This is a genomic window from Lactiplantibacillus sp. 30.2.29, from assembly GCF_018991255.1.
Taxonomy (GTDB): domain Bacteria; phylum Bacillota; class Bacilli; order Lactobacillales; family Lactobacillaceae; genus Lactiplantibacillus; species Lactiplantibacillus pentosus.
Genome location: NZ_JAGYGU010000014.1, coordinates 78,536 through 102,449, shown reverse-complemented (window position 1 = coordinate 102,449; position 23,914 = coordinate 78,536). Strand labels below are relative to the sequence as shown.

The 23,914-nt window shown below is 46.6% G+C and carries 25 protein-coding genes, 1 tRNA gene and 1 pseudogene; 14 read left to right on the top strand and 13 right to left on the bottom strand.

Annotation, left to right across the window (positions count from 1 at the left end; genetic code table 11):
* Window positions 1-156 precede the first annotated feature (156 nt).
* From KGF65_RS09570 to KGF65_RS09560, 3 genes are all read right to left on the bottom strand, one after another.
* The gene (locus tag KGF65_RS09570; RefSeq protein WP_101874195.1) at window positions 157-633 is read right to left on the bottom strand and encodes a GNAT family N-acetyltransferase; all 477 of its coding nucleotides are present in this window, start codon (window positions 631-633) and stop codon (window positions 157-159) included.
* Window positions 634-983: 350 nt separating this feature from the next.
* Complete coding sequence (locus tag KGF65_RS09565) at window positions 984-2,900, bottom strand: M13 family metallopeptidase (RefSeq protein WP_216748078.1); 1,917 nt, start codon at window positions 2,898-2,900, stop codon at window positions 984-986.
* Between the two features lie 310 nt (window positions 2,901-3,210).
* Window positions 3,211-3,876 carry a Crp/Fnr family transcriptional regulator gene (locus KGF65_RS09560; RefSeq protein WP_050338262.1) on the bottom strand — a complete coding sequence of 222 codons (666 nt, stop codon included), beginning with the start codon at window positions 3,874-3,876 and terminating at the stop codon, window positions 3,211-3,213.
* A gap of 203 nt (window positions 3,877-4,079) precedes the next feature.
* Here KGF65_RS09560 and KGF65_RS09555 point away from each other — a divergent pair, with 203 nt between their 5' ends.
* The 5 genes and pseudogenes from KGF65_RS09555 (at window position 4,080) to KGF65_RS09535 (ending at window position 6,683) form a co-directional block, all read left to right on the top strand.
* Window positions 4,080-4,298, top strand: coding sequence for a heavy-metal-associated domain-containing protein (locus tag KGF65_RS09555; RefSeq protein ID WP_014571628.1), 219 nt, complete (start codon window positions 4,080-4,082; stop codon window positions 4,296-4,298).
* Window positions 4,299-4,310: 12 nt separating this feature from the next.
* Complete coding sequence (locus KGF65_RS09550) at window positions 4,311-4,865, top strand: DNA starvation/stationary phase protection protein (RefSeq protein WP_021338046.1); 555 nt, start codon at window positions 4,311-4,313, stop codon at window positions 4,863-4,865.
* Between the two features lie 126 nt (window positions 4,866-4,991).
* Window positions 4,992-5,195, top strand: a complete 204-nt coding sequence (locus KGF65_RS09545) for a hypothetical protein (RefSeq protein WP_050338263.1) — start codon at window positions 4,992-4,994, stop codon at window positions 5,193-5,195.
* Window positions 5,196-5,568: 373 nt separating this feature from the next.
* Window positions 5,569-5,703, top strand: a pseudogene (locus KGF65_RS17425) (hypothetical protein); the annotation flags it as partial.
* Window positions 5,704-6,167: 464 nt separating this feature from the next.
* Window positions 6,168-6,683, top strand: coding sequence for a hypothetical protein (locus KGF65_RS09535; RefSeq protein ID WP_088770495.1), 516 nt, complete (start codon window positions 6,168-6,170; stop codon window positions 6,681-6,683).
* Window positions 6,684-6,973: 290 nt separating this feature from the next.
* Here KGF65_RS09535 and KGF65_RS09530 read toward each other — a convergent pair whose 3' ends face one another.
* Both KGF65_RS09530 and KGF65_RS09525 read right to left on the bottom strand, forming a co-directional pair.
* The gene (locus tag KGF65_RS09530; RefSeq protein ID WP_046811166.1) at window positions 6,974-7,243 is read right to left on the bottom strand and encodes a metal-sensitive transcriptional regulator; all 270 of its coding nucleotides are present in this window, start codon (window positions 7,241-7,243) and stop codon (window positions 6,974-6,976) included.
* A 17-nt stretch (window positions 7,244-7,260) separates the two neighbouring features.
* Window positions 7,261-7,581 (bottom strand): co-chaperone YbbN, encoded by a 321-nt coding sequence (locus KGF65_RS09525; protein ID WP_088770496.1) that lies wholly within the window; start codon window positions 7,579-7,581, stop codon window positions 7,261-7,263.
* 211 nt (window positions 7,582-7,792) lie between these two features.
* Here KGF65_RS09525 and KGF65_RS09520 point away from each other — a divergent pair, with 211 nt between their 5' ends.
* Window positions 7,793-8,131, top strand: coding sequence for a PbsX family transcriptional regulator (locus KGF65_RS09520; protein WP_101874192.1), 339 nt, complete (start codon window positions 7,793-7,795; stop codon window positions 8,129-8,131).
* A 454-nt stretch (window positions 8,132-8,585) separates the two neighbouring features.
* Window positions 8,586-9,338, top strand: coding sequence for an MIP/aquaporin family protein (locus KGF65_RS09515; protein ID WP_101874191.1), 753 nt, complete (start codon window positions 8,586-8,588; stop codon window positions 9,336-9,338).
* A 148-nt stretch (window positions 9,339-9,486) separates the two neighbouring features.
* Here KGF65_RS09515 and KGF65_RS09510 read toward each other — a convergent pair whose 3' ends face one another.
* Entirely contained in the window at window positions 9,487-11,391 is a 1,905-nt protein-coding gene (locus KGF65_RS09510; RefSeq protein ID WP_216748079.1) for a heavy metal translocating P-type ATPase, read from the bottom strand.
* Window positions 11,392-11,706: 315 nt separating this feature from the next.
* Here KGF65_RS09510 and KGF65_RS09505 point away from each other — a divergent pair, with 315 nt between their 5' ends.
* Entirely contained in the window at window positions 11,707-12,690 is a 984-nt protein-coding gene (locus tag KGF65_RS09505) for an SGNH/GDSL hydrolase family protein (protein WP_101874189.1), read from the top strand.
* A 188-nt stretch (window positions 12,691-12,878) separates the two neighbouring features.
* On the opposite strand, the gene KGF65_RS09500 is transcribed toward KGF65_RS09505, so the two are convergent.
* Window positions 12,879-13,574 (bottom strand): YdcF family protein, encoded by a 696-nt coding sequence (locus tag KGF65_RS09500; RefSeq protein WP_105923552.1) that lies wholly within the window; start codon window positions 13,572-13,574, stop codon window positions 12,879-12,881.
* Window positions 13,575-14,288 carry a demethylmenaquinone methyltransferase gene (locus KGF65_RS09495; protein WP_101874187.1) on the bottom strand — a complete coding sequence of 238 codons (714 nt, stop codon included), beginning with the start codon at window positions 14,286-14,288 and terminating at the stop codon, window positions 13,575-13,577. It lies immediately after the preceding gene.
* A 360-nt stretch (window positions 14,289-14,648) separates the two neighbouring features.
* On the opposite strand from KGF65_RS09495, the gene KGF65_RS09490 reads away from it, so the two are divergent.
* Both KGF65_RS09490 and KGF65_RS09485 read left to right on the top strand, forming a co-directional pair.
* Window positions 14,649-15,050 carry a MerR family transcriptional regulator gene (locus KGF65_RS09490; RefSeq protein ID WP_050338272.1) on the top strand — a complete coding sequence of 134 codons (402 nt, stop codon included), beginning with the start codon at window positions 14,649-14,651 and terminating at the stop codon, window positions 15,048-15,050.
* Between the two features lie 214 nt (window positions 15,051-15,264).
* Entirely contained in the window at window positions 15,265-16,602 is a 1,338-nt protein-coding gene (locus tag KGF65_RS09485; RefSeq protein ID WP_101874186.1) for an MFS transporter, read from the top strand.
* 84 nt (window positions 16,603-16,686) lie between these two features.
* Here KGF65_RS09485 and KGF65_RS09480 read toward each other — a convergent pair whose 3' ends face one another.
* Together KGF65_RS09480 and KGF65_RS09475 are read right to left on the bottom strand one after the other, a co-directional pair.
* Window positions 16,687-17,640, bottom strand: coding sequence for a Dyp-type peroxidase (locus KGF65_RS09480; protein ID WP_101874185.1), 954 nt, complete (start codon window positions 17,638-17,640; stop codon window positions 16,687-16,689).
* Window positions 17,641-17,878: 238 nt separating this feature from the next.
* Window positions 17,879-18,469, bottom strand: a complete 591-nt coding sequence (locus KGF65_RS09475) for a TetR/AcrR family transcriptional regulator (RefSeq protein WP_101874335.1) — start codon at window positions 18,467-18,469, stop codon at window positions 17,879-17,881.
* A gap of 220 nt (window positions 18,470-18,689) precedes the next feature.
* Between KGF65_RS09475 and KGF65_RS09470 the strand changes: the two genes are divergently transcribed.
* Together KGF65_RS09470 and KGF65_RS09465 are read left to right on the top strand one after the other, a co-directional pair.
* Window positions 18,690-19,001: a DUF2316 family protein gene (locus KGF65_RS09470; RefSeq protein WP_101874184.1), complete on the top strand. Its 312-nt coding sequence runs from the start codon at window positions 18,690-18,692 to the stop codon at window positions 18,999-19,001.
* Between the two features lie 238 nt (window positions 19,002-19,239).
* Window positions 19,240-19,821 (top strand): VanZ family protein, encoded by a 582-nt coding sequence (locus KGF65_RS09465; protein ID WP_101874183.1) that lies wholly within the window; start codon window positions 19,240-19,242, stop codon window positions 19,819-19,821.
* A gap of 211 nt (window positions 19,822-20,032) precedes the next feature.
* On the opposite strand, the gene KGF65_RS09460 is transcribed toward KGF65_RS09465, so the two are convergent.
* Both KGF65_RS09460 and KGF65_RS09455 read right to left on the bottom strand, forming a co-directional pair.
* Window positions 20,033-20,105 (bottom strand) — tRNA-Ala (locus tag KGF65_RS09460).
* 54 nt (window positions 20,106-20,159) lie between these two features.
* Complete coding sequence (locus KGF65_RS09455) at window positions 20,160-20,531, bottom strand: hypothetical protein (protein WP_050338277.1); 372 nt, start codon at window positions 20,529-20,531, stop codon at window positions 20,160-20,162.
* A gap of 117 nt (window positions 20,532-20,648) precedes the next feature.
* Between KGF65_RS09455 and KGF65_RS09450 the strand changes: the two genes are divergently transcribed.
* Both KGF65_RS09450 and KGF65_RS09445 read left to right on the top strand, forming a co-directional pair.
* A complete protein-coding gene (locus tag KGF65_RS09450; RefSeq protein WP_216748080.1) occupies window positions 20,649-20,984 on the top strand; it encodes a hypothetical protein in 336 nt (111 codons plus the stop codon).
* A 325-nt stretch (window positions 20,985-21,309) separates the two neighbouring features.
* Window positions 21,310-22,383: a LysM peptidoglycan-binding domain-containing C40 family peptidase gene (locus tag KGF65_RS09445; protein WP_313819532.1), complete on the top strand. Its 1,074-nt coding sequence runs from the start codon at window positions 21,310-21,312 to the stop codon at window positions 22,381-22,383.
* 1,316 nt (window positions 22,384-23,699) lie between these two features.
* On the opposite strand, the gene KGF65_RS09440 is transcribed toward KGF65_RS09445, so the two are convergent.
* Window positions 23,700-23,897 (bottom strand): LBP_cg2779 family protein, encoded by a 198-nt coding sequence (locus KGF65_RS09440; RefSeq protein WP_003639986.1) that lies wholly within the window; start codon window positions 23,895-23,897, stop codon window positions 23,700-23,702.
* Window positions 23,898-23,914 lie beyond the last annotated feature (17 nt).

Genomic DNA, 23,914 nt, shown 5'->3' with positions numbered 1-23,914 from the left:
ACTCGAAAAAGATGCACCGCTGATCCGAACAAGACATGTTTCGGATCGGCGGTGCATCTTTTTTTTGTTGGGGCACGACGGTTAACGGTCAGTCGTTGCTGGAACCCCACACGCTTGTGTTGAGAAGATTGACCCTACTATTAAAGGTGCGGGTGCCTAGGCCGCTTGGTAGTCAAAGTTTAAGTTGTCGGTAGTCGTAAAGCTCAAAGTTGTCAGCACTTGTCCCATAAGTGAATCTGGTTGAGATAAAGCTAATTTGAGCTGCTGGAGTTTTAATTCGACGGTGCCGAATGCCACGAGTCGTTCCAGAATTTCCGTTAAGGGGGCGACATCATGATTAGCGTCCGTCAGCTGGACTGTCAACGTTGCTTGGTGGGCAGCCATATCAATTGGCGCAAACCCGACCTGTCCGCAGAAATCATTCGTAGTCCGATCAGTAACGCCCCAAATCAGCTGACGATCGTTAAAAATCTCGCGCATCACTTGATTGATACGGTCGGCCGTCGCTGCCATGGTCACGGTCGTATCGGTCGTTTGGTAGAGATTGAAGACGTCGACCACGCGGACTTTTGTGAGCCAATCAAATGCATAGTGCGGCGTCAAAATAGGATGGTATTTTTCAAATTGTGACATCAAGCGCGTGCTCCTTTAAATGAGTTATTTCGATGTGAAACGATAAGTCTATTGTACCACGGGTCTGGGGGTGGGCTGGGTATGGATGATTTGGACTAGTAACTGTTTTGAATATTCCACCATAAAGCACTTAGTCTTCTAAAAAAGTAAGCACAATTATATCTCATGTGAAAAATCATTACATTTCAAAAAATACTAATGATTTTACTCGATGTTATAATAAAGGCTTACTTTTAGTCTGCTATCAGCACCAACAACCCCATCAACCTAAAAATCGGTCCTCCGAGTCACAAGCTCGAAGAACCGATTTATTTTAGTTATTTATTTTAGTTTAAACAATAAGAATCAAATTACCAAATCTTGACCCGTTTGTCTGGTGCCAAGTACATCGCGTCTTCAGGTTGGATATCGAAGGTCGTGTAGAAGTCATCCAGATTCTTTGGTTGCACATTGGCCCGCAACTTAGCTGGGGCGTGGACGTCGATTGAAAGTAACAGTTGCATGTATTCCGTTGTTGCTTTCATCCGCCAGATCATGGCCCAGTTGGTGAAGAAGGCGTTCAGGTCGACGTCGTCTTCACCCTTGGCTGCTTCTTCAGCACAACTCAGACCACCGGCATCGGCAATGTTTTCAGATACCGTCAGCGTCCCGTTGACCTTAGCGCCAGCGAAGTCGAGACCGTCAAATTCACTGATCATCGACTTGGCGAGTTCCTTGAAGTGTGCGGAATCTTCGTCTGTCCACCAGTTATGCAAGTTCCCAAATTCGTCGAACAGTGCGCCGTTGTTATCGAAGGCGTGTGAGATTTCATGGGCAATCACGGCACCGATACCACCGTAGTTCGCGCTAGAAGACTGCTCGAGACTATAGAACGGTGCTTGCAAGATTGCTGCAGGGAAGACGATGATATTCATGAATGGGTGGTAGTAAGCGTTGACTGTGTCCGCACTCATTTCCCAGCGCGTCCGGTCCGTGGCCTTACCCCATTTTGAGAACATGTCTTGCCGAGCAAGTCGGTTGAAGTGGAGCACGTTACTCAACACGTTGCCGCCTTGTTCAGGGGTGTGCGTCTTGAACTTCGTGTAGATGGCTTCCAATTTATCAGGGTAACCGACTTGAATGCCTAATTTATCAAGCTTGGTGACGGCCTTGGCACGGGTATCGGCACTGAGCCAAGTGTTGGCTTGCAGACGGCGCTTGTAGACGCCAATCATTTTCTCGACCATCTGATGCACGTCAGCTTTGGCAGCTTCACCGAAGTATTTGTGACCATAGTAGAGGCCAACGACTTGGTCAAACGTGCCGGTTGCGAGGTAGTAGGCGCTCTTCGCCTGGTTACGTGGTTCCTTTTGTCCAGAGAGGGCCCGGGAGTAGGTCGTCGCTAAGACCCGCATGTCGTCACTTAAGTAGCCACTGTAGCGTTGAACTAACTTCGCTTTCATCCAGTTCTTCATCAAGCCGAAGTTGTCCGGATTGACCACCTCATTGAAATAGTCAAAGAAGGCTGGCTCTGGCAGGATGACTTGTTCAGGATTACCATCGATGACCGAATACGTGATGGCAGCCAAGTCTAAGTACCGACTCGTGTTGACGAAATCGTTGAATTTACGAGGGTTATACATCTTGCTGTAATCAGCGGATTCTTCAGCGGATTTGACCCACGGCACGATCAAACGGTCAAACTTCAAGGTGTCGTCGACGATTTGTTTGGCTTCCGCTTCGTCGTAGCCGGTCTTTTGAAGCAGTTCAGTCATCATTTGGGCGTAGATGGCGAGTAACTTAGGGCCGGCCTGGTTGCCTTCGTCGTAGTAAGTCTTGTCGGGCAAAATGGTGCCGGGTGCTTGGGCGAAGAGGGCGTTGACCTTGGTATTCTTCATGTCAGCGTCGACGTCCAGGCTGAATGGCAATGGGAGGCCGTCGTAGATCCAATCGGGCATCCGTTGTTGTAAGTCAGCAAAATCACTTAGACTATCGACTTGCTTGAGGCATGGTAATAGTGGTTCAGCCCCGTTAGCGTCGCGTTGCTTAAAATCTTTGGCTAAGCGGTAAAACTTGATAAATTCAGCTAGCTGGGGATTATCAGGTTCAACTGAACCCGCAGCCATGGCATCAAAATCATGCATTAACGTTTTTTCGATGGCATCGACTAAGTCCATGAAGCCACCAGTTGAAGAATGGTCATCCGGAATGACGGCGGTTTTGAGCCACTCGCCATTGACGGCATCGTAGAGATCTTGTTTTACTGCTGCTTGATTAATGGTTGCCATTAAATCCACTCCCTAATAAATTTTCTAATACTAGTTTAATTATACCTTAGATTAATCCAAGTGGTATCGTCGAGAACCGCTGAAAATTAAAATGATTTTGGACAGTGAAAGCTGTCGGCAAAATTAAACCGAGTGGATGTAGTGGCCAAACGGCGCGCTTCAGTCACGGCAATCGCGTTAATTGGGGCCCTTATATACGATTGGTTGGGCCAAGATTACGGGCGCAAGTAGCGCAAAAATAGGCGGGTGAACAAACCAACCGGATGAACGCTCACAGGTTGTGAATCGCCATCCGGTTGGTTTGATTATCTTATTCAGTTAATAACAGTTGGTCTGCATCGTTGATTTTGATAATTTTGCCTGTCTTTTGGGTAATCAGGCCTTGGCGTTCAAATAAGGCGAGCTTGCGGCTAATGCTTTCAGGGGTGGTTCCCAAGAAGGTCGCCAAGTCCTTCTTCTTTAATGGTAATTTAAACGCGTCCGTCTTGAGTGCAGCCGCCGTTTCCGTGAGGTAGTTGGCTAGGCGCGCTTCGACGGACTCGGTCGCCGTGCTCGTCGTTTGGCGTTCCAGCTGGGTGAGCCGTCTGCCGAAGACGTTTAAGACGTTGATGCTGATGCTAGGATATTGTTGCATCAACGCTTGAAAGTCGGCGCGGCGGATGCTGCAGACATCGGTCGGAACCAGCGCTTCGCCAAAGGACGTGCGGCGTTGGTTCTCGAATAAGGCAGCTTCGCCATCAATATCACCAGTTTGTAATAAGTACAGTAACTGTTCCCGGCCATTTGCAGCTAATTGATAGACTTTGACTTGGCCGTTGGCGAGAATCATCAACGAATCGAGTGGGTCGTCAGCGCTGAAAATGGTGCTGCCGGCTGGAAAGTGATGATGCTGAACGATCGTTTCAATTGTATCTAACTGTTCATCAGCGAGTTCCTTGAAAATCGGCACTAACTGAACGCATTCATGCTCTGCCATGAGAACACCCCCTAATTAGATTCACCTTTACTATACCAGATTTCTGCTATGGCGTAGGCGTTCGCGTTTCATCTATGGCTTGATTTTTAACAATTTTATTGTAACCGAAAACTTTTTATTATTTCTTGACGGCGGTCAAGTTCTTATCAATAAAATCCGGTTATGATAGAACCATCAAATGAGTTGATACGGAGGTAATTGAAATGAAAATTATTATGCAATTAGGAACGTTGACCTGCCCATCATGCATGACCAAGATTGAAAAGGCTGTGTCGAACCACGAGGGTGTCGAAAATGTCAAAGTGTTATTCAATGCTAGCAAGGTCAAGGCCAACTTTGATCCAGAAGTAACGTCGGCCGATGATTTGGCACAAGTCGTTACCGGTTTGGGCTATGAAGTAGAAAACGTTAAGGTTAAATAGGAGGACGCATTCATGAGTGAATTAACAATCGATGAACAATACGCCGCTGAATTAAAACAAAGTGATATTGACCACCACGTCCCGACTGCCGGTGCGATGACGAATCACATCCTGTCGAATCTAATGGTCGCCTATGTTAAGTTAAGTCAGGTCAAATGGTACGTCAAAGGCCCGCAATCATTGGCATTGCGGACGGAATATCAACAACTGATCGACCAAAATGTCCGTCAGTTTGCTGAACTCGGTGACTTACTCTTAGATGAAAACCAAAAGCCATCTTCCACAACGGCTGAATTAACCAAGTATTCAATGTTGGAAGAAAACGGGGCTTTCAAGTACCAATCCGCTGATGAACTCGTGGCCGCAACCATCAAGGATTTTGATACGGAAAACCTATTCGTTGACCGGGCTATCAAGTTAGCTGAAAAAGAGACCCGGCCAGCATTAGCCGCATGGTTAGTCGCTTACCGCGGCAGCAATAATCGCAACATCCGGGAACTGCAAGCCTACTTGGGCAATGACGCACGCACCGGACTAGATGAAGAAGACGAAGATGATGATGACTAATTAGTCAGGTCAGTTCAAAGGAAGTGCTCGGGATCGCCATTGTGTGGGCAGGCGATTCCGGGTACTTTTGCTATTGTGACTGGGCTGCGCTATACTAGCGACATTAATTAAGGGAGGGACCCCAAGATGTCGATTAGTGATATTATCATGTGGACGTTTGTCTTTATTATCGCGACTGGATTCGTGACGGTTGTTTCAACGACAGTACTGTTGAAGCGAGCAAAACGAGCGCCCAAGGATACCGAGCAGTCCCACAGTGATGACGACGATGACTGGAAAAAAGATGATTGGAACCATGATGATTGGAAAAAGGGCGACTGGAAAGATTAGTGGCGTTAGCTGGCGCCAATTGGAAAATAACCGCCGCTGTTAGTAGTTGAGGTGGCTTACTGTTCGGCAGTGCGTGCTCGCTCAGCCTGATAGTCGGGTAGCTGCTCGATTGACGGATGAATGACCACTTTACTTGGTACAATTGAGCGCTGAATATTAAGAAACGACAAACTTTAGTTAGTATTAATGATTAATAAAAAACGTGCGTGATTGCGGCTATCAAGTTAACTTGATGCTGCAATCATGCACGTTTTTTTGAATCGATTGAGTGTTGTTTCGTAAGCCCGCTAACAAGCGCTATGAACAACTAATGTTGAAGACTTATCAGGGTGCTGATTGTCAATTTTTTTAACACACACTTGATCAGTTATCTGATGACGCACTTCAACGAAGCACTGCTAAGCTATATGAGGTTTATAATTATAAGCAAAAATACAAGCAAGGTGAGGCAACTACAATGCCAGGTTACCGGCCAAAACCGGTATATCTCTTACAGGCCTTCCAATAAGTTAATACGTACACGTTCAGTAAAAGTGTTGCAGTAGCGGGCCCGCAGTAGTCATATGCCCTAAATTTAGCAAAAGCTTCATTATCAGATTATGATTTGGATGGCTATCACGCAAAAACTGTGCAACAGAAGTAAAATAGGCTATCAAAACCAATGCGACCGGTCAAAAAAGTGGATGATATAAAAAAAGCTCCATTATGGTAATAGAGGACATTTGTACGGATGCTGTGTCAGAAGGAATCTGCGACGATATTTTAGAGGCGGTTTTGGAACATCGAATGCGCCGTATGCAAGAAAAGTTAATAACTTGTTTCACGTCTTGATTATTCTGATATTAACAGTGTCCAAGATGCAATAAGAGCCCTCAGAAAACAAACGAGAAACCAGTTCACATCTGGTAATTTACAGAAAATCGGGAAAGCAATTTATAAAGCTGCACAATCATTAAAGTGAGGATGACAAAAATGCGTGCTTTAGTTGAAGTCAATCAAAACAAGATTAATATTGAGTTAGATGATTTAGCTGAATTGATTTGGGGAATAGACAAGAACGGACTGTGGATTAACCATGCTGGTACCACACAAACTTTGAAAGATGAATTTCGACTATCTTTTTCTCTATTTCCAAGTGACTTAAATCCAGAATGGAAGAATGTTCCCTTGGAATGGAAGGCAGACGGATTACTTATACAGCCAGTTAAAGATAATTCTAAAGAAATTGCGGTGTTTACTGAGTATGAAACTGAGTTACCTTTCAATCAAAAAGGATTTTACAATTTAGTTGCATATCTAGCAACACACTTGAATGGCAAGATTAGCGAGGATGACGGTAATCACTGGAAGACGATTTCTCAGTTTCGTTTGAAACATAAATCGATTATGATAACTGACTTTTATCAACTGTTAGCCGAAAGCATCGAAATCAGTGCAAAAACTCTTCCCGTTGACGAACCCAAGTATTACGATTTATTGAATGAATAATTGAGAAGGCGGAAAATGATTGTGAGGCCCTATAATTGAGTCGATAAACAGGCCAAATGAGCAATACTTTATGTGTTTTTCTGAGTAAGCAGTAAATAATTAACCGTATTGTTTTCCCAAATTGGTTTACAAATTATTTCCAGTAAAAAAGAGTGTTCTGAACTTCTTGGTTTTTGAGAGAAGCTCAGAACACTCTTTTCCTTCAAAAGCACCTCATCAATTTATTTAATGAGGTAATCAGAATCCATATGGCGACCGCAGGAGATACGGTCGATTATTTACTGCTTATGTTATTTCGTTTTTAACAACAAGTCTAATGAGTGCTCGAGGTTCTGAACATCGGCACTTGTCATATTATCGACGCAATTATTGATATTGCGGGCAATGACCAGTTTCATTGCCTTGTCGATGCTGGACTTGACCGCGGAAAGTTGAACGAGAACGTCGTCGCAAGGGCGGCCCTCATCCATCATCCGCAAGACGCCGTCCAGTTGACCAGCGGAGCGCTTCAAACGGGTCTGAATTTGTTTACTGGTGACATATTCTTCGGTCGTTGCCATGGAGACCTCCTATCGACTTAATCGAGTGCTTTTTGTAGTTCGGATTCAAAGGCTGGCTTTGGCCGCGCGCCCACGAGATGACTGACGACTTGGCCATCCTTCTTGATTAGGAAGGTTGGGATCCCTTGAACTTGGAATTGGCTCGCAATTTCTTTATCGTTGTCGACATTCAATGAGACAAAGTTGACCTTGTCTTTGTAGTTGGCATCTTCGGACAATGACTTCAAAATTGGGTCCATCATCCGACATGGCGGGCACCAGTCAGCGCGGAAATCAACGACGGCAATCCCAGTATCCGTTTCTTTGGCAAAATCTTGATCATGAATTTCTTTAATCATGTTAACCCCTCCAGATGTGCATTATTAACAATTAACAATATACCCCCGTAGGTATGTAGATGCAACTTTTTTGCCCAAATGACCAATTCATCAAGTTAACTTTCAAATGGCTGACGTGCAAACGGTTTCCTGGGTTTGACAGTTATGTGGGGAAGCCTTACGATGACCACGGGGAAAAGGCTTTTTTACCTTAATGTCAGGAGGGGATTTTGTGACTAACACGAAGTCGGACCATGCTAAAAACCACGCTTTGGACTTATTTACTCGGTTACAGCTTTCACTACAGCAACATGCTACGCCCGAACGTTACCAATATGTGCTAAATATTCTTGAGACTGGTATCAGTAAAGTCAAACATAATCAACAGACGCCTGAACGCCAAGCCCGCGTCGTCTATGACCAGATTGCCAGTCAAGTGTTTGTCGATAAGTTACACTTCACTGCCGACGAGAACAAAGTGTTAACAGCGATCAATGAATTGGCGCATTCTCAAAAAGGGTGGGGCGAGTTTAACATGCTAGGAACGACCAATACGTGGCCTAGCCAATAATACGGATAAGGGGGTGCGGTTCGCTTGCGCCGATCTCCGCTTGTTATGATTCCTTTATGGTTGTCAGCTGACCTGCCATAAGGGACTTTTTTGCATGCCAAGTTCTAGATGTTCAGCAATTGAAACGTTAGCTTTAATGACTGAACTCCAGTACACAAGTCTTTCTGAAATCAAGGGGTGGATAGCGATGCTGACGGTAAATTAAGTCCTGCAATTATTGAGTTACGTCAATTATGAACCAGGGTGAGAATCTGATTCGCCAGTTTGAATTCTGATATCGCGCTTGCCAAACGTCGCTAGCTCGACTTTAATACGCGCGGGGGTATAATTAGGAGGCCGGCTCGGATGATTAGAAATGGCTTATTACAGCAAAATGAAGCGTTTACATAAATGGCTTTATCTGCTATCCTTCAAAGTATCATAGATGCTCGGTACCATACGAGGAGGATACAAGATGACAGGTTCATGGGAAGCACGCTACGCTGCAGAATTCTTTGGCACCCTGATCCTAGTGCTACTAGGCAACGGTGCTGTCGCTAATGCATTCCTAAAGAACACGACCGGAAACGACGATCCAGGACTCGCCAACGGGGGTTGGTTACTGGTGGCGTCGGGGTACGGGCTGGGGGTTATGCTGCCAGCAATGATGTTCGGGTCAATCTCTGGTAACCACTTGAACCCTGCGATTACGATTGGTCAAGCAACGGTTGGTCTCTTCCCCTGGTCACACGTTGCGCAGTACTTAATCTGGCAATTTCTCGGTGCCATCGTAGGACAATGCTTGATTCTCGCACTATACTGGCCACACTACCGACAAACGACTGATGCTGGTGCAGTATTAGGGACGTTTGCCACTAGTGACGCCGCTCACAGTCAGCTGAACGGGTTCATTACCGAAATGGTCGGGACCGCCGTCCTAATTTTTGGGGCGATGGGCCTGTATCGTGGGATGTTCTTCCATCAAAATATTGATATTGCTAACATCGGGGTCGGATTACTGATTGCGGCAATGGTCATCTCACTAGGTGGGCCGACTGGGCCAGCTCTGAACCCTGCCCGGGATTTAGGGCCGCGGCTCGTTCACGCACTATTACCGGTTCCCAATAAGGGATCTTCACATTGGGAATACAGCTGGGTTCCGGTCGTGGCACCGATTGTTGGCGCCGTGATTGGGATTTGGCTTTACAAGATCTTTTTTAGTTTATAATTGCAATTAATCAACCGAGCGTACTTATGAAATTATTATGGCGTTATCATTTTAGTTATTATTAGCTAAAAATAGCACCCTGACTAGTTGGGGAAGACTAGTCTGGGTGCCATTTTTTATGGGCTGGGGGTGGATCTCCGTAACGTGGTTAGGCCGTTGCGGCTTGGATCGTTTTGGCAGGTTGTTGTTTGTCGAACTTGGTCTGGAAGTTGATCAGGCGCATCGCGTTGAAAATAACGACCAGGATGCTGGCTTCGTGGACGAACATCCCACTGGCCATGTAAATGTAACCGAAGACTAAGCCAATCAGGAGGAAGGCCACCGTCGCGATGGCGATGAAGATGTTTTCCCGCGTGTTGAGCACCGTCTTCTTAGCGAGGCCATGGGCGTGGACCAGTGCTGGGAAGCTGGATTGCATCAGGACAACGTCGGAGGTGTCGATAGCGACATCGGTCCCGCTACCCATGGCAATACCGATATCCGCGTTAGCGATGGACGGACTGTCGTTGATGCCATCACCGATAAAGGCGACCGTGTTCCCATCAGCTTTGAGCTTTTTAACGTATTCGACCTTTTCTTCTGGCAATAAGTTGGCGTGAACTTCGTCTAAGTTCAATTCATCTGCGACTGCTTGGGCGGTTAACTGATTGTCACCAGTCAACATGACTAATTTCTTGATGCCCTGAGCTTTGAGTGCGGCGAGTGAATCCTTGACGCCTGGACGGATGGTATCGGCAATCCCGAAGATCAGTTGAACTTGGCCATTAACGGCCATGATGACTGTGGATTGACCACCTGCTTGTAAATCGTTCAGGTCTTTGAGTTGAGCTGAGTTAAGTTCGATTTGATGCGCGGTTAACATCTTTTGGTTCCCAATGACGACGGATTGGTCACCGACTTTAGCGCAGATGCCTTGGCCTTTGACGGTTTCAGTATCATCGAGGACGGGTGCGACACCAGCGGACTTTTGAGCTGCGTAGGTTACGATAGCTTGACCGAGTGGATGGTCAGAAACGCCTTCGATAGCAGCGGCTAAAGCGAGTTGATTGTCGGCGTTAGTCGTGTAAGTGTGCATCGTGGTAACGGCAGTATTACCTTCCGTCAAAGTCCCCGTTTTATCGAAGACCAGCGTATCGACTTTGGCAAAGGTATCGACGACTTCGCCACCCTTGATTAAGATGCCACGTTTGGCACCATTACCGATTCCGGCAACGTTTGAGACGGGTGCACCGATAACGAGGGCCCCTGGGCATCCTAGAACTAAGACGGTGATCGCTAATCGGAAGTCACGCGAGAAGGCGAAGACTAAGACTGCTAAAACGAGAACGGCAGGCGTATAATATTGAGCAAAGCGGTCGATGAACTTTTCAGCTTTGGACTTCGTGTCTTGGGCTTCTTCGACGAGTTCGATGATTTTAGCAAACGTCGTGTCATCACCCACTTGAGTCGCTTTGATTTTAAGATAGCCGTTTTCGACCATCGTACCAGAATAAACGGAATCATTGAGTTGTTTGTTGATCTGACGGGCTTCACCGGTGATAGAAGCTTCGTTGAGGTAACCATTACCTTCAACGACGACCCCGTCGACAGGGACTTGGCTCCCCGTTTTGACTAAGACAACGTCGCCTTCGTCAACATCATCGACGTCGACTTCTTCCGTACCATCAGCGGTTACGAGGGTCGCGGTCGTTGGTGACATGTCAGTCAAACCTTTGATGGCCGTCCGTGTCTTTTGTAACGTTTTGCTTTCGAGGTAGGACCCGAACAGGAATAGGAACGTCACGATGGCTGATTCGTTGAATTCGCCAATGATGAAGGCCCCGATAACGGCAATGCTGACTAACAGTTCAATACTGAAGACCTTGTTGCGCAGCGCACTCCAAGCCCGAATCGCGATCGGAATGACCGCAATCACGGATGCGACAGCCAGAATGACTTGGTAGCCCAGTGTGAATTGGAACAAGTATTTGCTGAGCATGCCGAGGACGATCAGAATACCAGTGATTAATGTGATTTGATTCGTATGTTTAGTTAGAAACCCCTGAATTTTCATAATTTGCAACTCCTTATTTGATTTGATGACCCTAGTATAGCCGCTGATTCTTGATGGCAACTTGATAGCCATCAAGTTTTGATCAATTTATCAAAATAAATCAGATTTACCGTTATGCTTGGTGTTTTCTTGCGTTAATGAGGATTCTTAGATTGGCTTATTGTTCGTCAGCCGGTGCGCGCCTTAGTCCGACCTCCGGAGCTGGCTGACAATGCGTATCTGATTGGGTTTCAACAAACACGCCAGCTACCAGTGTTCACTTAACTGAACACTGCTGGTGTGGATTACAACAGAGATAGAGATGGAGGAAATACCGTGGATTACCAAGTAACACAAGCTAATCAACCCCTGATGCCAGCTTATTTTCAGGGGCGATGGGCAATCAAAGAAATTGAGCAGCAACCCGTGATGTACAGTACTAATTTGGGCGCTGAAATGTGGTTTCAGGCCACGGCGGCGAGTTTTATCCGCATTACCATGCTGGATTTAGCGCGTGAGTTACCGAGTTGGATTGCGATTCAAATCGACGGGTTGCCGTTTCAGCGCCAAGCCGTGACGAGTGAGCCAATCTGGCTGACTTTGGATGGTCGGCCCCACGTGATTCGCTTGGTGCTGAGTGGTAATACTGATGAAGACCGTGTCTGGGATGGCAATCAAGGGTTTGCAATCAGTGCCTTGACGAGCGATGGAACGTTGCAGCCCGTTCAATTAGGACGCCATAGTCTGACTTGGATTGGCGATTCGTTGACTGCTGGCTGTTGGGTGGCTGGGAGAAATCCCGGTGAAGATTATCGTGGTGAAGCCAATTACGCGGCGGTGGCAAGTGACTTGCTGAATAGCCGCAACGTTCGAATCGCCTATAGTGCGGTCGGTCTCCAAAAACCTGGAACGGGCGGGGTCCCCGTGTTGCCAGATGCACTGACAGCGATTGATTCGACAACGCCGTGGCAACCAATCTCAACAGATTTAGTCGTTATCAATGTTGGTACGAATGACCGCAAACTTGATGAGACGGCCTTTACGATCGTGTTCCGACGCTTCTTGAATCAAGTGCAGCGTCTGTATCCAAATAGTCGCTTGGCCGTGCTGGTCCCGTTCAATCAGGCCTTTGCGACGGTAATTCGCGCGGTTACGGCGGAATTTATGCAAATTGAATTGATTGAAACGGCCACGTGGCACCCAAGTACAACGGATGACGTACATTTAGATTTGGCAGGGTCCCAGCTAGCCGGTGAGATGCTCGCACAGGAACTGACAACGCGCTATGCTACCCTGTTTAGTGGCGAACCGCAGCGCTAAGTGGAACGGTGAAGTTAATGGAATGCCGTTCGGCGGGACCGTTTTGTGCAACTGATGAATGTTAAAAATGGCGTCCGGACCGAATGTAACACTTCGATCCAGACGCCTTTTAGTCAGTCATTTATTGAGTTCGTTTCAGTCCGTTTGGTTTCGATTTTAGAACCAAACGTGTGCAGTTGAACGCATTCTCAACGTTGCCGATGCAGCGCTCTGGACTGCAAATCAGCAACCGCTGCCAGAACGTCCTCAGGAATATCAACATGCGCAATGAAGCCTTGCCCGCGGGGACCGTAGCCAGTGGGGGTATCCGCTAGCCGCTGAAATTCGCCGAGCAATAGTTCGGCAAAGTAGGCTGGTTGCCAGCCCGTCAGCGTGGTATCTCCCTTGAATCGGAGTGGTTCCAGTTGACTCAGCTGGAGTGTTGCTGGTAGATAGCGAGTAAAGTCAACACCATCCCAGTTAGCGGCAAACGTTAATTCAGTCCGTCGAGCAAGCAACGGGTCTTGAATCAGCAGGACGTGGCGCCAATTGGCTGGGGCTAAATCCCGCGCGTGGGTGGCGTTGCTCCCGGTATTCGTCGAAGTTTCGTCTAGTCGGAGCTCACCGGTATAGCCGGTTTGGCGGATGAGTGTCGCCATCAGGGCCGCTTCGCTAGCGTGCGATGCTGGCTGGTCAAGGTTGTGGCGTAAGTACTTCGTTGCGTGACCAACGCCGCCCGCAATGATGACGGTCGGCAGCTGATACTGCTGGGCGAGTTGACCCGCCGCAATCGCGGTCGCTGGCAAACTGTTGCCGCACAGGACGAGGCCGTCCACTCGAGTAGGCTGCGCAACGGCTTGGGTGAGCCAGTCGAGGCACCGATTAAAGGCAGTCAGTTCGTCCATTTAATCGGCCTCCTTGGTCCCAAAATGCGCAGCGGCAGCGCCAAAGTTAAAACGTTGATAGTGGACGTTTTGGAAGCCAGCCGTCCTGAACATCTGAGCCAGCTGCTGATAACTGGCAAAGTGGCGGGTCGTTTCTTGTAAGTAAGAATATTCTTGGTATTGATGTGCGAATAAGCGGCCAAATAATGGGACAACTTTAGTGAAATACCACTGCCAGACCGGTTTGATGAGCGGTTGATCGGGCTGGGAGGTCTCTAGGCAGACTAGTCGTGCGCCAGGCTTGAGGACGCGGTAGATTTCAGCTAATGCTTGGGCTTTGTCTGGAAGATTGCGAAGGCCGAAGCCAATGGTGACCAAGTCGAATGTGTTATCTTTAAATGGAAGGTGCATCGCATTACCACGGCGCAACCAGACCCGGTCCGCGACGTGTTGTTGGGCGACTTTTTGTTGCGCTAGCTTGAGCATGGGCGCGGAAAAATCCAGTCCAATCACTTCGCCAGTCGGTTGTAATTCCCGTGCGAGCGCAATGGTCCAATCTCCCGTGCCACAACACAAATCGAGGACGTGAGCATCAGGTGCGAGATGGATCTGGGCCATCGTTTGCTTGCGCCAGTGTCGATGCGTTCCGAGACTAATAATATTATTCATACGGTCATAATTAGGTGCAATGGTGTCAAATAAGCCTTGAACGTTATGTAAGTACCGATTTGCCATGTTGAGAGCCTCCTGTAAATTACTATCTTTATGACTTAACTATAGCAGATGTCAGGCCGCTTGCATGGGAAAAACGACAATAAATTAGGTGCGCCTATTAGAGCCGGTGAGCGCGTTCATTCTAAAACACGGTGATTTGATTGGGACTGCGGTTGAACGACTAGCCGCGAATGCCGGTGATTTAGTCAGGATTAGTCTGGATCAGTAGCTTGGATTTGAGTCGCCAAGTCGGCTAGTTTGCATGACGTAAAATCGAAATTAATGAAAAAGTCACTTTAGGGCTTGCCTTGAAGTAACTTGAAGGTTAGATAATAGGGCCATGAATGGGTCAATTCAAATTAGTAATATGGAGGTCTTCTAATGAATATCAAACAAGCAAGTGAGCAGACGGGCGTATCTTCGGCGGCGATTCGGTATTATGAAAAGGAAGGGCTGATTCCAGCTATCGACCGCAGTGAGACGGGAAATCGGGAAATCGATGACCGGATTATTCGGCGAATCGTGTTTGTCCGCCAGATGCGAGCCGCTGGGATGAGCATTGTGAATTTGCGGCGCTATATTCAGTTATTTGATGCTCAGGAAGATAATACGAGTGAGCAGATTGATTTATTGAAGACGCAGCTCGAAGAAATGGAAGAAAGACGTGATGACATTCAGGCGGCAATCGACCACTTGCATTACAAGTTGGATCATTATTATGACCACATGCAGGAAGCGGAAGAAGAGCTACGTGCCTTGGAACGACAACATAATCAGGACTAGTGACTAGCTGCAATCTTAAACAGTGGCTAGGGACAATCATGAAAAGGCCCTTGTGAGTCGGCACAACCATTCTAACTTAACTGAGTTGGATGATTACGCCGTGCTTACAGGGCCTTTTTGCAAAAAAACAAATTATTTTCAGAAAAAAGCTTGCCTTGAAGTTACTTTAAGGTTATAGACTGTGGCTATTAATTAAAGATTGAGGTAAGCAAACATGAATAGAACACAACAACGGTTTGGCATCATTTTGCCAATTATTCTGATTAGTTATTTTATGATTCTGCTGGATAATTCGATTGTTTTTACCAGTACGGTCAAAATCGCCGCTGACTTGAATTTGTCAGCCCAAGCGCTCTCGTGGGTGACGAACGCCTACGCGCTGACGTTTGGTGGCTTGTTAATGCTTGGTGGTCGTGCCGGGGATATTTTTGGACGGCGCAAGATTTTCTTGATTGGCCTGGTGATTTTTAGCATTGGCTCGTTACTGGTCGGACTTTCGACGAGTGCGGGGATGATTATTAGCATGCGGGCACTGCAAGGGATTGGTTCCGCTATTCTGGCGCCGACGACGCTCGCGTTACTAATGGATACGTATCAAGATAACATGCGGACACGCGCGATTGTGTATTATGGCGCTACTGGTGGTCTGGGCGCGAGCTTTGGTCTCGTGATTGGTGGCTTGATCTCCAGCTACACGACTTGGCGACTGGGCTTCCTATTGAACGTGCCGATTGGCATTGTGATGCTCTTATTGACTTTGAAATTTGTTCCAATTAGTCAACGCAGTACTGGCAAGCTGGATTGGTTGGGCTCATTATTATCAGTGATTGGGATCATTGCGCTGGTCTACGGGATTAATGGCGCTAAAAATCCGGTGTTAACGATTATCATTGCGATTATTGTTCTGGCAGCGTTTGTATGGCAAGAACACCGCTCAAACCATCCAATCATGCCATTGAAATTATTCGCTGACCGTGAACGCAGTAGTGCCTATGTGGCGCGGTTCTTCTTTCTCGGTGCGATGATTTCGTACTTCTTCTTAACACCACAGGCGATGCAAAATGTTTATCATTTTACGCCATTAATGGCTGCGCTAGGCTTTTTGCCTGAAACGGTGCCTCAATTCATCTTCGCCACCCTGGTGTCACGTTTGAATAACCGATTCACGAACAATCAAATCTTGATTGCGGGGCAACTGATTACGTTAGTCGGCTTATTGATGGCCGCGCTGGTCGGCGTACGCGCAGGCTACGTGACGGCGATTGCGATTCCAATGGTGATTATCGGGATCGGCCAAGGCTTTTCTTTGAGTCCGCTGACGGTCGCGGGGGTCGCAAATACGGATGCGGCGATTGCGGGATCGGCATCGGGCGTGGTCAATATGGTGCATCAGATTGGGAGCTCAGTTGGGCTGTCAATCATCACGTTAATGACGGCCGGCATTGCTAGTCCAGTCGTTTCGTACAATACAGCTGTCATGATTATGACAGGATTAATGCTGATCTCAACGCTAGCAGCTATGAATATTGCACGGAAATCATCAAATGATTAAAAAAACGGTTCTGAGCCAGCTTCCGATTCGGAGGTTGGTTTCAGAGCCGTTTTTGCGTCATACAGGTCTGGTTATTAAGCGAAATTAAAAGTCATCATCCGCAATTTGCGCCAGCAAGTCTCGTGATGGAATGAAGAAGACTTGGCCGGACAGCAGTTTGGAGAAGGTCAATAGGAAGTCGCCTTGGTCGACCATGTTTTGTAACATGCCCTTAGTGACGGTCCAGTGACGTGCGTAGCCGATGAAATAGGTGCCAATATTACCAACAGCGGGTTGCGCGTATGGGACGTTCATCCGAACGATTTTTTGTTCGACACCATCGACTTCATACTTGGAAGCAACGTTGTGGGCGTTCTTGAATTTATCGTCGTCGTCCAATTCAAAATCGCTGAATTTTTCGCGTCCGACTGCCTTTTCTTGGTCGCCGGTGGTCATGTGTTCCCAAATCGGCATGTCATGTTGCCATTTTTGAGCGAAGGCGTAGGAACCGTTGATGAATTGCGGATCCTCCTCGCCAACTAAGGCGTAATCAGCGGCGTCTTCGATGGCAGGCGCTTCGGTCCCGTCGATGAAGCCAATGATGGCGCGGCCTTCAAAGTAGCGAAAGCCCTTAGTTTCGTCGAGAACGGATGTGATGGGTGCGAGTACCCGCTGAAATTGGGTCTGGCACTCGTAAACGACCGCTTCGTTACTAGCACGAATGTGGAAGAAGAGGTCCCCGTCAGTCGCGGGCATACTGTACTTGGGACCGTGTAATGTCGTATAGGTCTCGAGTTCGCGCGGTTTGGGAGCGTCCGGGAAGAGGTAATCCCAAGCGCTACTACTAATACCGATGCTAACTTTCAGTTGGGTACCGGTCTCAGGCTTGGCGTCGCGGATGCGTAAGGAACGAATAATGGCTTGTGACCGGTCAGCAAATTCTTGGAACACTTCACGGTCATGTTGCGGATCCTGGCGGTTTAACTGAAGAACTGTAAATTGAACGTGTTCTCCGACGTCTTTCCAGACATCTTGGGCGTGACTTGGATTGATTGGCATGTAATCCCCTCCGTAGCTTTGATAAGTCTAGCGTAACTGGCTAGTCGAGAAGCGTCAAATAAAGGCGCCCACTTTGGGGTTAGTAAATAAATATAATTATGAGTCAGCTAGAGTCGTGTCAAGTAGTCTCAAAACTGGGCACGAAGTTTTAGGACACTCGTGGTGACGCCAAAAGGTTAGTCTGCGCGTTTTTGGGCTCGATGAGTTTGTTGTCAGTCATTATTTCGACCGGTCAGTCTCAGTCCAAACTGGTATTGGTAGGAATCGTTGGCGCTTGCAAGACATTCGGGATGAGCTGAATGAAGAGGCGATACGTCTCGATTCGATTGAGCGCCGGCTGAGTTGTTGCGAGTTGCCAAGCGAATTGATGGCAACTGTGGCCCAGAAAAGTTGCGATGAAGTGCTGGTGTGGCGCTTGAATCGCCAATGCGGTGAGTAGTTGCTGGGCGAAGCCAGTTTCTAGTGGAAGGACTCGGTCAGCACAATGCGCCCAAGCGGCCAGTTGGGGCAAATTCAAGTGTGCGCGCATGGTGGTGATAACGGCCCCTGCAATCGTAACATAGGTTGGGCTTTCCAAGTTATTAAGTGCGTGGCCGAGTTCCTGCAGGGTAATCAGGTATTCGACAACGATAATATCTGCAATATCTTGGTGATGTCGATAAAAGGTCGCACGACCAACATGGGCATCGTGGCAAAGCTGTTTGACGGTCAATTTATTGAAGGGTATTTGCGCCGCAAAGTGAGCTTGCAGCGCGGTCATTAACTTGCGGTGAGTTTGATGGGTTCGCTGGTCAATCTGCATTTGATTGTTCATTATAATTTTTGTCATGTATTTATGATACATCAATATCATATTTGTCTCAAAACGTCACTTCCTTAATTGTGTCAGGCGGCTATAATAGCTGTTACGGTTTGTTAACCGCAGCAGGGTGCCCTGTTAGTAGGACCCGGTTGAGAATTGGTGTCACTTACAATCGTGATTGGGCCGACGAGGGTTGCCCCTGTATGATGACCAATTAAAAGGACCCTTTTATAGGAGGAATTGAACAATGTCACTAAATCCACAACAAATGCGCGCCACGCGTGAAGAATTACAAGCAAACTTTGCGTTGACTGGACTAACGAAGACGCAGGTCGCAACTGATTTGAACATCAGCGTCACTAAACTCGACCGTTTATTTGATTTGACCCAACAGTCCTTGGAGGACCCGTGGATCTTACGCAACTATTTGATTGACCAGGTGGAAGCGGCCGGCAAGACCCCTGTGCCCTTTACCGCGTTGAGTGGCGACTGGCACCGGCACTGGTTTTTGAATAGTGCGGTGATCGACCGCCGTGAAATGTCGGCTGGCGATCGTTAATGGTTGGACTGGGTATCGTTGCTTGAACTGATGTGTTTGTAATGCCTGTTATCTCGGAATGCTTTTGAGATAAGGGGCATTTTTTCGTGTTGATATGGGAGTGCGGGTGCGGTGTATTTCAAAATCAAATTGAGACGTCGCAAAATAGTCACATTTTTGACGGATAATATTAATAGGGTTAATGATTCATATAAGGTGGAGAGCTGAGTTCAAACACTTGAAGGGGGTGATAAGCAACATGATGATCAATGGACATGGATTTGGGCCGGATTATCTGATAGATGCCGGGGCAACGCTGATTATATTAATACCGCTATTCTTTTATATTTTGATTCGGCAATTTTTCAATGGCCATGTGACGATTGTTAAAGTGAGTGGCTTAATTGCATTTTTTCTGTATGTTTATGCGCTCCTGAGTGTGACATTCTTTCCAATAATGGTCTTTAAGTGGGGTGCTAAAGCCTATCAATATGGATTCGGCAAACAGTACCTTGCTAACTTCAACGTTTTGGAGCTGTTTCAGTATGCACCCAGCCAAATCATTGGAAATCTAGCACTGTTATTACCGTTGTCAATACTGGTGGCGTACTTGTGGCCCAACCAATTTAGCCAGGTTAGACCCAATATTATCCTTGGCGGACTAACGACTCTGGGTATCGAGACGCTCCAATTACTGATGAGTTTCTTCTATCTAGGTAACCGCACGTTTGACGTCAATGACCTGATTTTGAATATAGTAGGATATTTGATTGGTTTTGGACTGTATAAAATCTCTAAATCGATATTCAAACTGTCACCTGACGTATTTCAAATTTTATGAATTCCGCCAGAGTAGTCGTTTCTGAGATGAACCAACAGTGATAACAGTGATGGTCACGATAGATATCGGACGAGACGAGCCTGTAATTTAGCGGCTGAAATCGTAAAGCAACAGAACGTTACATCATATTTTTAGCATAAAATCAGACTCGAAAAAACGCCATTCAGCACCTTTGTTCAAAGGACTGAATGGCGTTTTGACAAGATTAAAATGGACCCTACCGGATTTGAACCGACGACCTCCTGCATGCGAAGCAGGCGCTCTCCCAACTGAGCTAAGGGCCCAATACACTTTTTAGTATACCGCAAAATAAGTCGGGTGCAAGTCCAGGTTAACGATTAATGGCGACTGGCGCGGTGATTTTGGTTGCCCCGAATTTTGTGGACGCGCCGCTTATATTGGGCCTTTTGGTTGCTGACAAACTTGAAATGTTGCATTTTACCGCCGAAGACTTGGCCGTTTAACCGCAGCTTGAGCCAGTCTTGCATCACTGCAGTCATCGAATTGATTTGGCTGACGCGTAATTGATCGTCCTGTTGTTGAGCCAATGGCAATAAATTTGTTGATAATTGATTTACTAATTTTTGATGATAGGCCATTAATTCGGGAGTCAGTGGGGCGTCCGTATACGTGTTAAATAGTTTTTGAATCGTCTGGAGGGCGTCCTTAATGTCGGTTGGTTGATAATAGCGTTCGTTTGATTTCGTCAAGTTAATTTCCTCCCTTGCCCATTCAGTATAGCAAATTTTAGTTAAAAAGCATGGTTCAGCGTAGCCAAACTAGACGGCAGCGGTTACAATAAGGGGTAAATTTAGGAGGTGCCCATCATGACGACAACCACCGCACTGACCACCCAAGTAGAACAGGCTTTGGATCAGTCATATGCTAAGTTCAAAAGTGAGCAGTTAACCCTTGATAAATCGCAGCTATTCGAGAATGCTAATCAGATATTTGCGATGAAAGAAATTGAAGCGGCCACTCGCCAGTATTTATTTGACGACGAGATCGCGCAGCAAGTCATCAAACTAGACGCACAAGTTTTGCCGACCATGTACCAAAAAGGGCAGGAAGGCGAATTTTTGAAACTGAATTTTACGGGCAATGATATTCGTTGGCTGTTAGGACTGCCGCGGACCCATCATCGCCAACGCGGCTCAAAATAAACCGGCAGTAACCGAACGTTTGGTCGTTTTTACCATAACAATTATCCGAATTTCTAGTCGTTGACTATTGAAATTCGGCTTTTTTGATTAATCGGCAAGTTTTTTTCAAAAAAGTTTTGAAAAAAGTAAATTTTAGTAATAAAAAGATGCCGGTATGATAGCGTTTCAAGCTGGAAATGTTACGATGGCCAATTATTGTTACTGTTTTGTAACTTTCGTAACATATTGTTATTTTGTTGGTATTGGTATGTAACACAAAATGAGTAGTATAGACGTTGGCTTGAAGTACATACGTGACATTCTTTTTGGAGTGATCATTATTAAAGTGAAAGTAAATATTAAACAAGTGATGTTAGGAACTGCTGCTTTAGCTGGTATGTTAGTTACTAGTCAAGCAGTTGCCAATGCCGATTCAATGACTATCAAAGCAGGGGACACTGTTTGGGCATACTCACAAAAGTACCATGTTTCAGTTAACAAGATTGCCGAAGCTAACGGCTTAAGCAACCCAGATTTAATCATCGCCGGTAAGACCATCAACATTCCTGGCGTTAAGACTGGTGAAAAGGTTACGACTAAGACGACCACTGCTAGTGCAAGCAGTGCTAAGTCAACTAGTGCCGCAACTTCAACTTCACAAGCTGCTAGCTCAACGACTAGTGCAGCTGCTACCAGCTCATCAACTACTAGTGCAAGTAGTACGAGCCAAGCAGTATCAAGCAGCTCAACTGCAGCTCAATCAAGTAGCACTTCAACTGCTAGTGCAAGCAGCGTAACTTCAAGTGCTTCATCAAGCTCAGTTGCTTCACAAGCAAGCTCAAGCTCAGCAACTTCAACGAGTTCTGCTAGCCAAAGTTCTGCAAGTCAAAGCTCAGCTTCACAAGCAAGTTCGGCTTCAACTAGCACGACTGCAACCAGCACTCAATCAGCTGCTGCAACTTCAACTAGCTCACAAGCAAGTTCATCTGCAAGCACGACTAGTTCATCATCAACGACTACAAGTGCAACTGCCTACAGTGCATCAGCTACGTCATCATCCACTTCAACCACTAGTTCATCAACGACTGGTTCAGCAAGTGCTTTGATCGCCGCTGCTGAGACTTACTTAGGCACACCATACGAACAAATGGACTGCTCTGCATTTACGCAAGCTGCCTTTGCTAAGATTGGTCGTACCATTGGCCGGACTACTTATGTCCAAGCTACTCTTGGTACTCACGTATCATTTAGCTCAGCACAAGCTGGCGACTTGATTTTCTGGGGTTCTGACTCAGCACCTTACCACGTTGGGATTTACTTAGGCAACGGTAAATACATTGCCTCACCAACTGAAGGCGAAACTGTTTCAATCAAGAGCACCACTTACTACACACCAAGTTTTGCTATCCACATGTTCTAAAACGATTATTTAACAAACAAAGTCGCTATCCAATTCAGGTTGGGTGGCGATTTTTTTGACCAAAAATTCGTCGCCTGTGCTAGTCGAATTGTGCTGGCAAGTCAGGTTAGCCGCCTGCATATGAGCTGTCGTAGGCGCGCTTGATGGGCAGGGAAAATCAGCAGTAACGCTAGCGCCGGATAATGCATGCCTGGACTTAACTTAATGTTTTATCGCATTATCCCACCTGAATCGGCACACGTACACTAATATGCTCAATACGCTAGGGCTAGTTATTCGTGGGCATTAAAGATGATTAAATCGTGCTGATTAGTTCAAAGTCAAAGGCAACCAGCTTAGAACCGCTGGAAATAGTGCGAGTTAGCGTAAAGGTGATGGATAGACGCGGCCTATGCCGGCTTCCAGGCATTTCTGACAACGCTGGAACGCGATGGACACAGATTTAAGCCGAAAGCCCACGTCTTAAATACTGGTCTTCCACTAACCAAGCACACAACGCTTGCTAAGTGGAATTTCATCGCTGAGCATTGTCAGAAAAACCTTCCAGCCGGGGATGGTATTCGAAAGGCAGACACGTGCAGACCCAACCTTTGATGAGCTAGTCGTTGGTTCTTAGTAAACAGTCGATTAGAAACTAACTGTGAGGATAGTTTCTAACGATAGCTGAGCAGCATTACTCATATTTAACATTTATAAACCAATAGCTTCATCGAACTTTCTCTAGCCGTCTGAGATTGCAAAGCATCAAGCTTTAAACAAAAGCAATTCTGTCGTCCAACTTCAAGACAAGTTGCCATTGTAATTAGTGAATAATCTTCAGGCTAACTACTCGGTATTGCGCACCATAAATCATCACCGCTGCTGATTAAAAGTTTGCCTGAAGGACCAATTACCCAATATTCAGTGGTCAATTGTACCCAGATAGGTGGTCGTTCATCCGACATTCGAGCGGCTTCCCAACTGGAGGGGCCGGCTGACAATGCTCAGTAGCCAAATTATTCTTAGTCGGAAGTGGGTTGCTTCCGGCTTAGAATAAGACTCGTATTTGAAATTGCGCAGTGGGTTTCTGCGTGAGTTCAAATCGATGTCGGCTTACGTTCCAGCAATTGTCAGCCGGCCCCGGAAGTCGGACTAGGACGCCTCACCGGCAGACGAACAGGAATCCACCAACCGGCACTTTTTAATCATGATTTATGACATATTAACTAACCCAACACGTACGCAACAAATTTTGAGTAACAAAAAACTGGTCGCATCGTGCGACCAGTTTTAGTGAGGACAGGTGCCCCAATTGGTTTTTATCACTGAACCAGCGTCTAGGCTTTAGTCTTGCTGTTCATGAATTTCTTCAATAGTTGCAGTTCTTCTTGAGTTGGCGTTGCTTCACCAGACTTGATGTTGTGAATCCGCTCAACGGATAGTTGACTGCCGAACGCTAGATCGTTATCTGTAAGATGATGCTCGCGTTCAAAACCAATGAGCTTTTCTGATAATTGACTTAATGGTAGTTCCATGCTCCTCACCCCGATTT

Excerpts from the sequence above, each read along its gene's own strand:
- KGF65_RS09550 (WP_021338046.1), top strand. The coding sequence starts at position 4,311 with ATGAGTGAATTAACAATCGATGAACAATACGCCGCTGAATTAAAACAA.
- KGF65_RS09555 (WP_014571628.1), top strand. The coding sequence starts at position 4,080 with ATGAAAATTATTATGCAATTAGGAACGTTGACCTGCCCATCATGCATG.
- KGF65_RS09500 (WP_105923552.1), bottom strand. The coding sequence starts at position 13,574 with ATGGACGAACTGACTGCCTTTAATCGGTGCCTCGACTGGCTCACCCAA.
- KGF65_RS09495 (WP_101874187.1), bottom strand. The coding sequence starts at position 14,288 with ATGGCAAATCGGTACTTACATAACGTTCAAGGCTTATTTGACACCATT.
- KGF65_RS09475 (WP_101874335.1), bottom strand. The coding sequence starts at position 18,469 with ATGACAAAAATTATAATGAACAATCAAATGCAGATTGACCAGCGAACC.
- KGF65_RS09485 (WP_101874186.1), top strand. The coding sequence starts at position 15,265 with ATGAATAGAACACAACAACGGTTTGGCATCATTTTGCCAATTATTCTG.
- KGF65_RS09510 (WP_216748079.1), bottom strand. The coding sequence starts at position 11,391 with ATGAAAATTCAGGGGTTTCTAACTAAACATACGAATCAAATCACATTA.
- KGF65_RS09565 (WP_216748078.1), bottom strand. The coding sequence starts at position 2,900 with ATGGCAACCATTAATCAAGCAGCAGTAAAACAAGATCTCTACGATGCC.
- KGF65_RS09465 (WP_101874183.1), top strand. The coding sequence starts at position 19,240 with ATGATGATCAATGGACATGGATTTGGGCCGGATTATCTGATAGATGCC.
- KGF65_RS09530 (WP_046811166.1), bottom strand. The coding sequence starts at position 7,243 with ATGGCAACGACCGAAGAATATGTCACCAGTAAACAAATTCAGACCCGT.
- KGF65_RS09450 (WP_216748080.1), top strand. The coding sequence starts at position 20,649 with ATGACGACAACCACCGCACTGACCACCCAAGTAGAACAGGCTTTGGAT.
- KGF65_RS09570 (WP_101874195.1), bottom strand. The coding sequence starts at position 633 with ATGTCACAATTTGAAAAATACCATCCTATTTTGACGCCGCACTATGCA.
- KGF65_RS09490 (WP_050338272.1), top strand. The coding sequence starts at position 14,649 with ATGAATATCAAACAAGCAAGTGAGCAGACGGGCGTATCTTCGGCGGCG.
- KGF65_RS09480 (WP_101874185.1), bottom strand. The coding sequence starts at position 17,640 with ATGCCAATCAATCCAAGTCACGCCCAAGATGTCTGGAAAGACGTCGGA.
- KGF65_RS09515 (WP_101874191.1), top strand. The coding sequence starts at position 8,586 with ATGACAGGTTCATGGGAAGCACGCTACGCTGCAGAATTCTTTGGCACC.
- KGF65_RS09560 (WP_050338262.1), bottom strand. The coding sequence starts at position 3,876 with ATGGCAGAGCATGAATGCGTTCAGTTAGTGCCGATTTTCAAGGAACTC.
- KGF65_RS09470 (WP_101874184.1), top strand. The coding sequence starts at position 18,690 with ATGTCACTAAATCCACAACAAATGCGCGCCACGCGTGAAGAATTACAA.
- KGF65_RS09525 (WP_088770496.1), bottom strand. The coding sequence starts at position 7,581 with ATGATTAAAGAAATTCATGATCAAGATTTTGCCAAAGAAACGGATACT.
- KGF65_RS09545 (WP_050338263.1), top strand. The coding sequence starts at position 4,992 with ATGTCGATTAGTGATATTATCATGTGGACGTTTGTCTTTATTATCGCG.
- KGF65_RS09440 (WP_003639986.1), bottom strand. The coding sequence starts at position 23,897 with ATGGAACTACCATTAAGTCAATTATCAGAAAAGCTCATTGGTTTTGAA.
- KGF65_RS09535 (WP_088770495.1), top strand. The coding sequence starts at position 6,168 with ATGCGTGCTTTAGTTGAAGTCAATCAAAACAAGATTAATATTGAGTTA.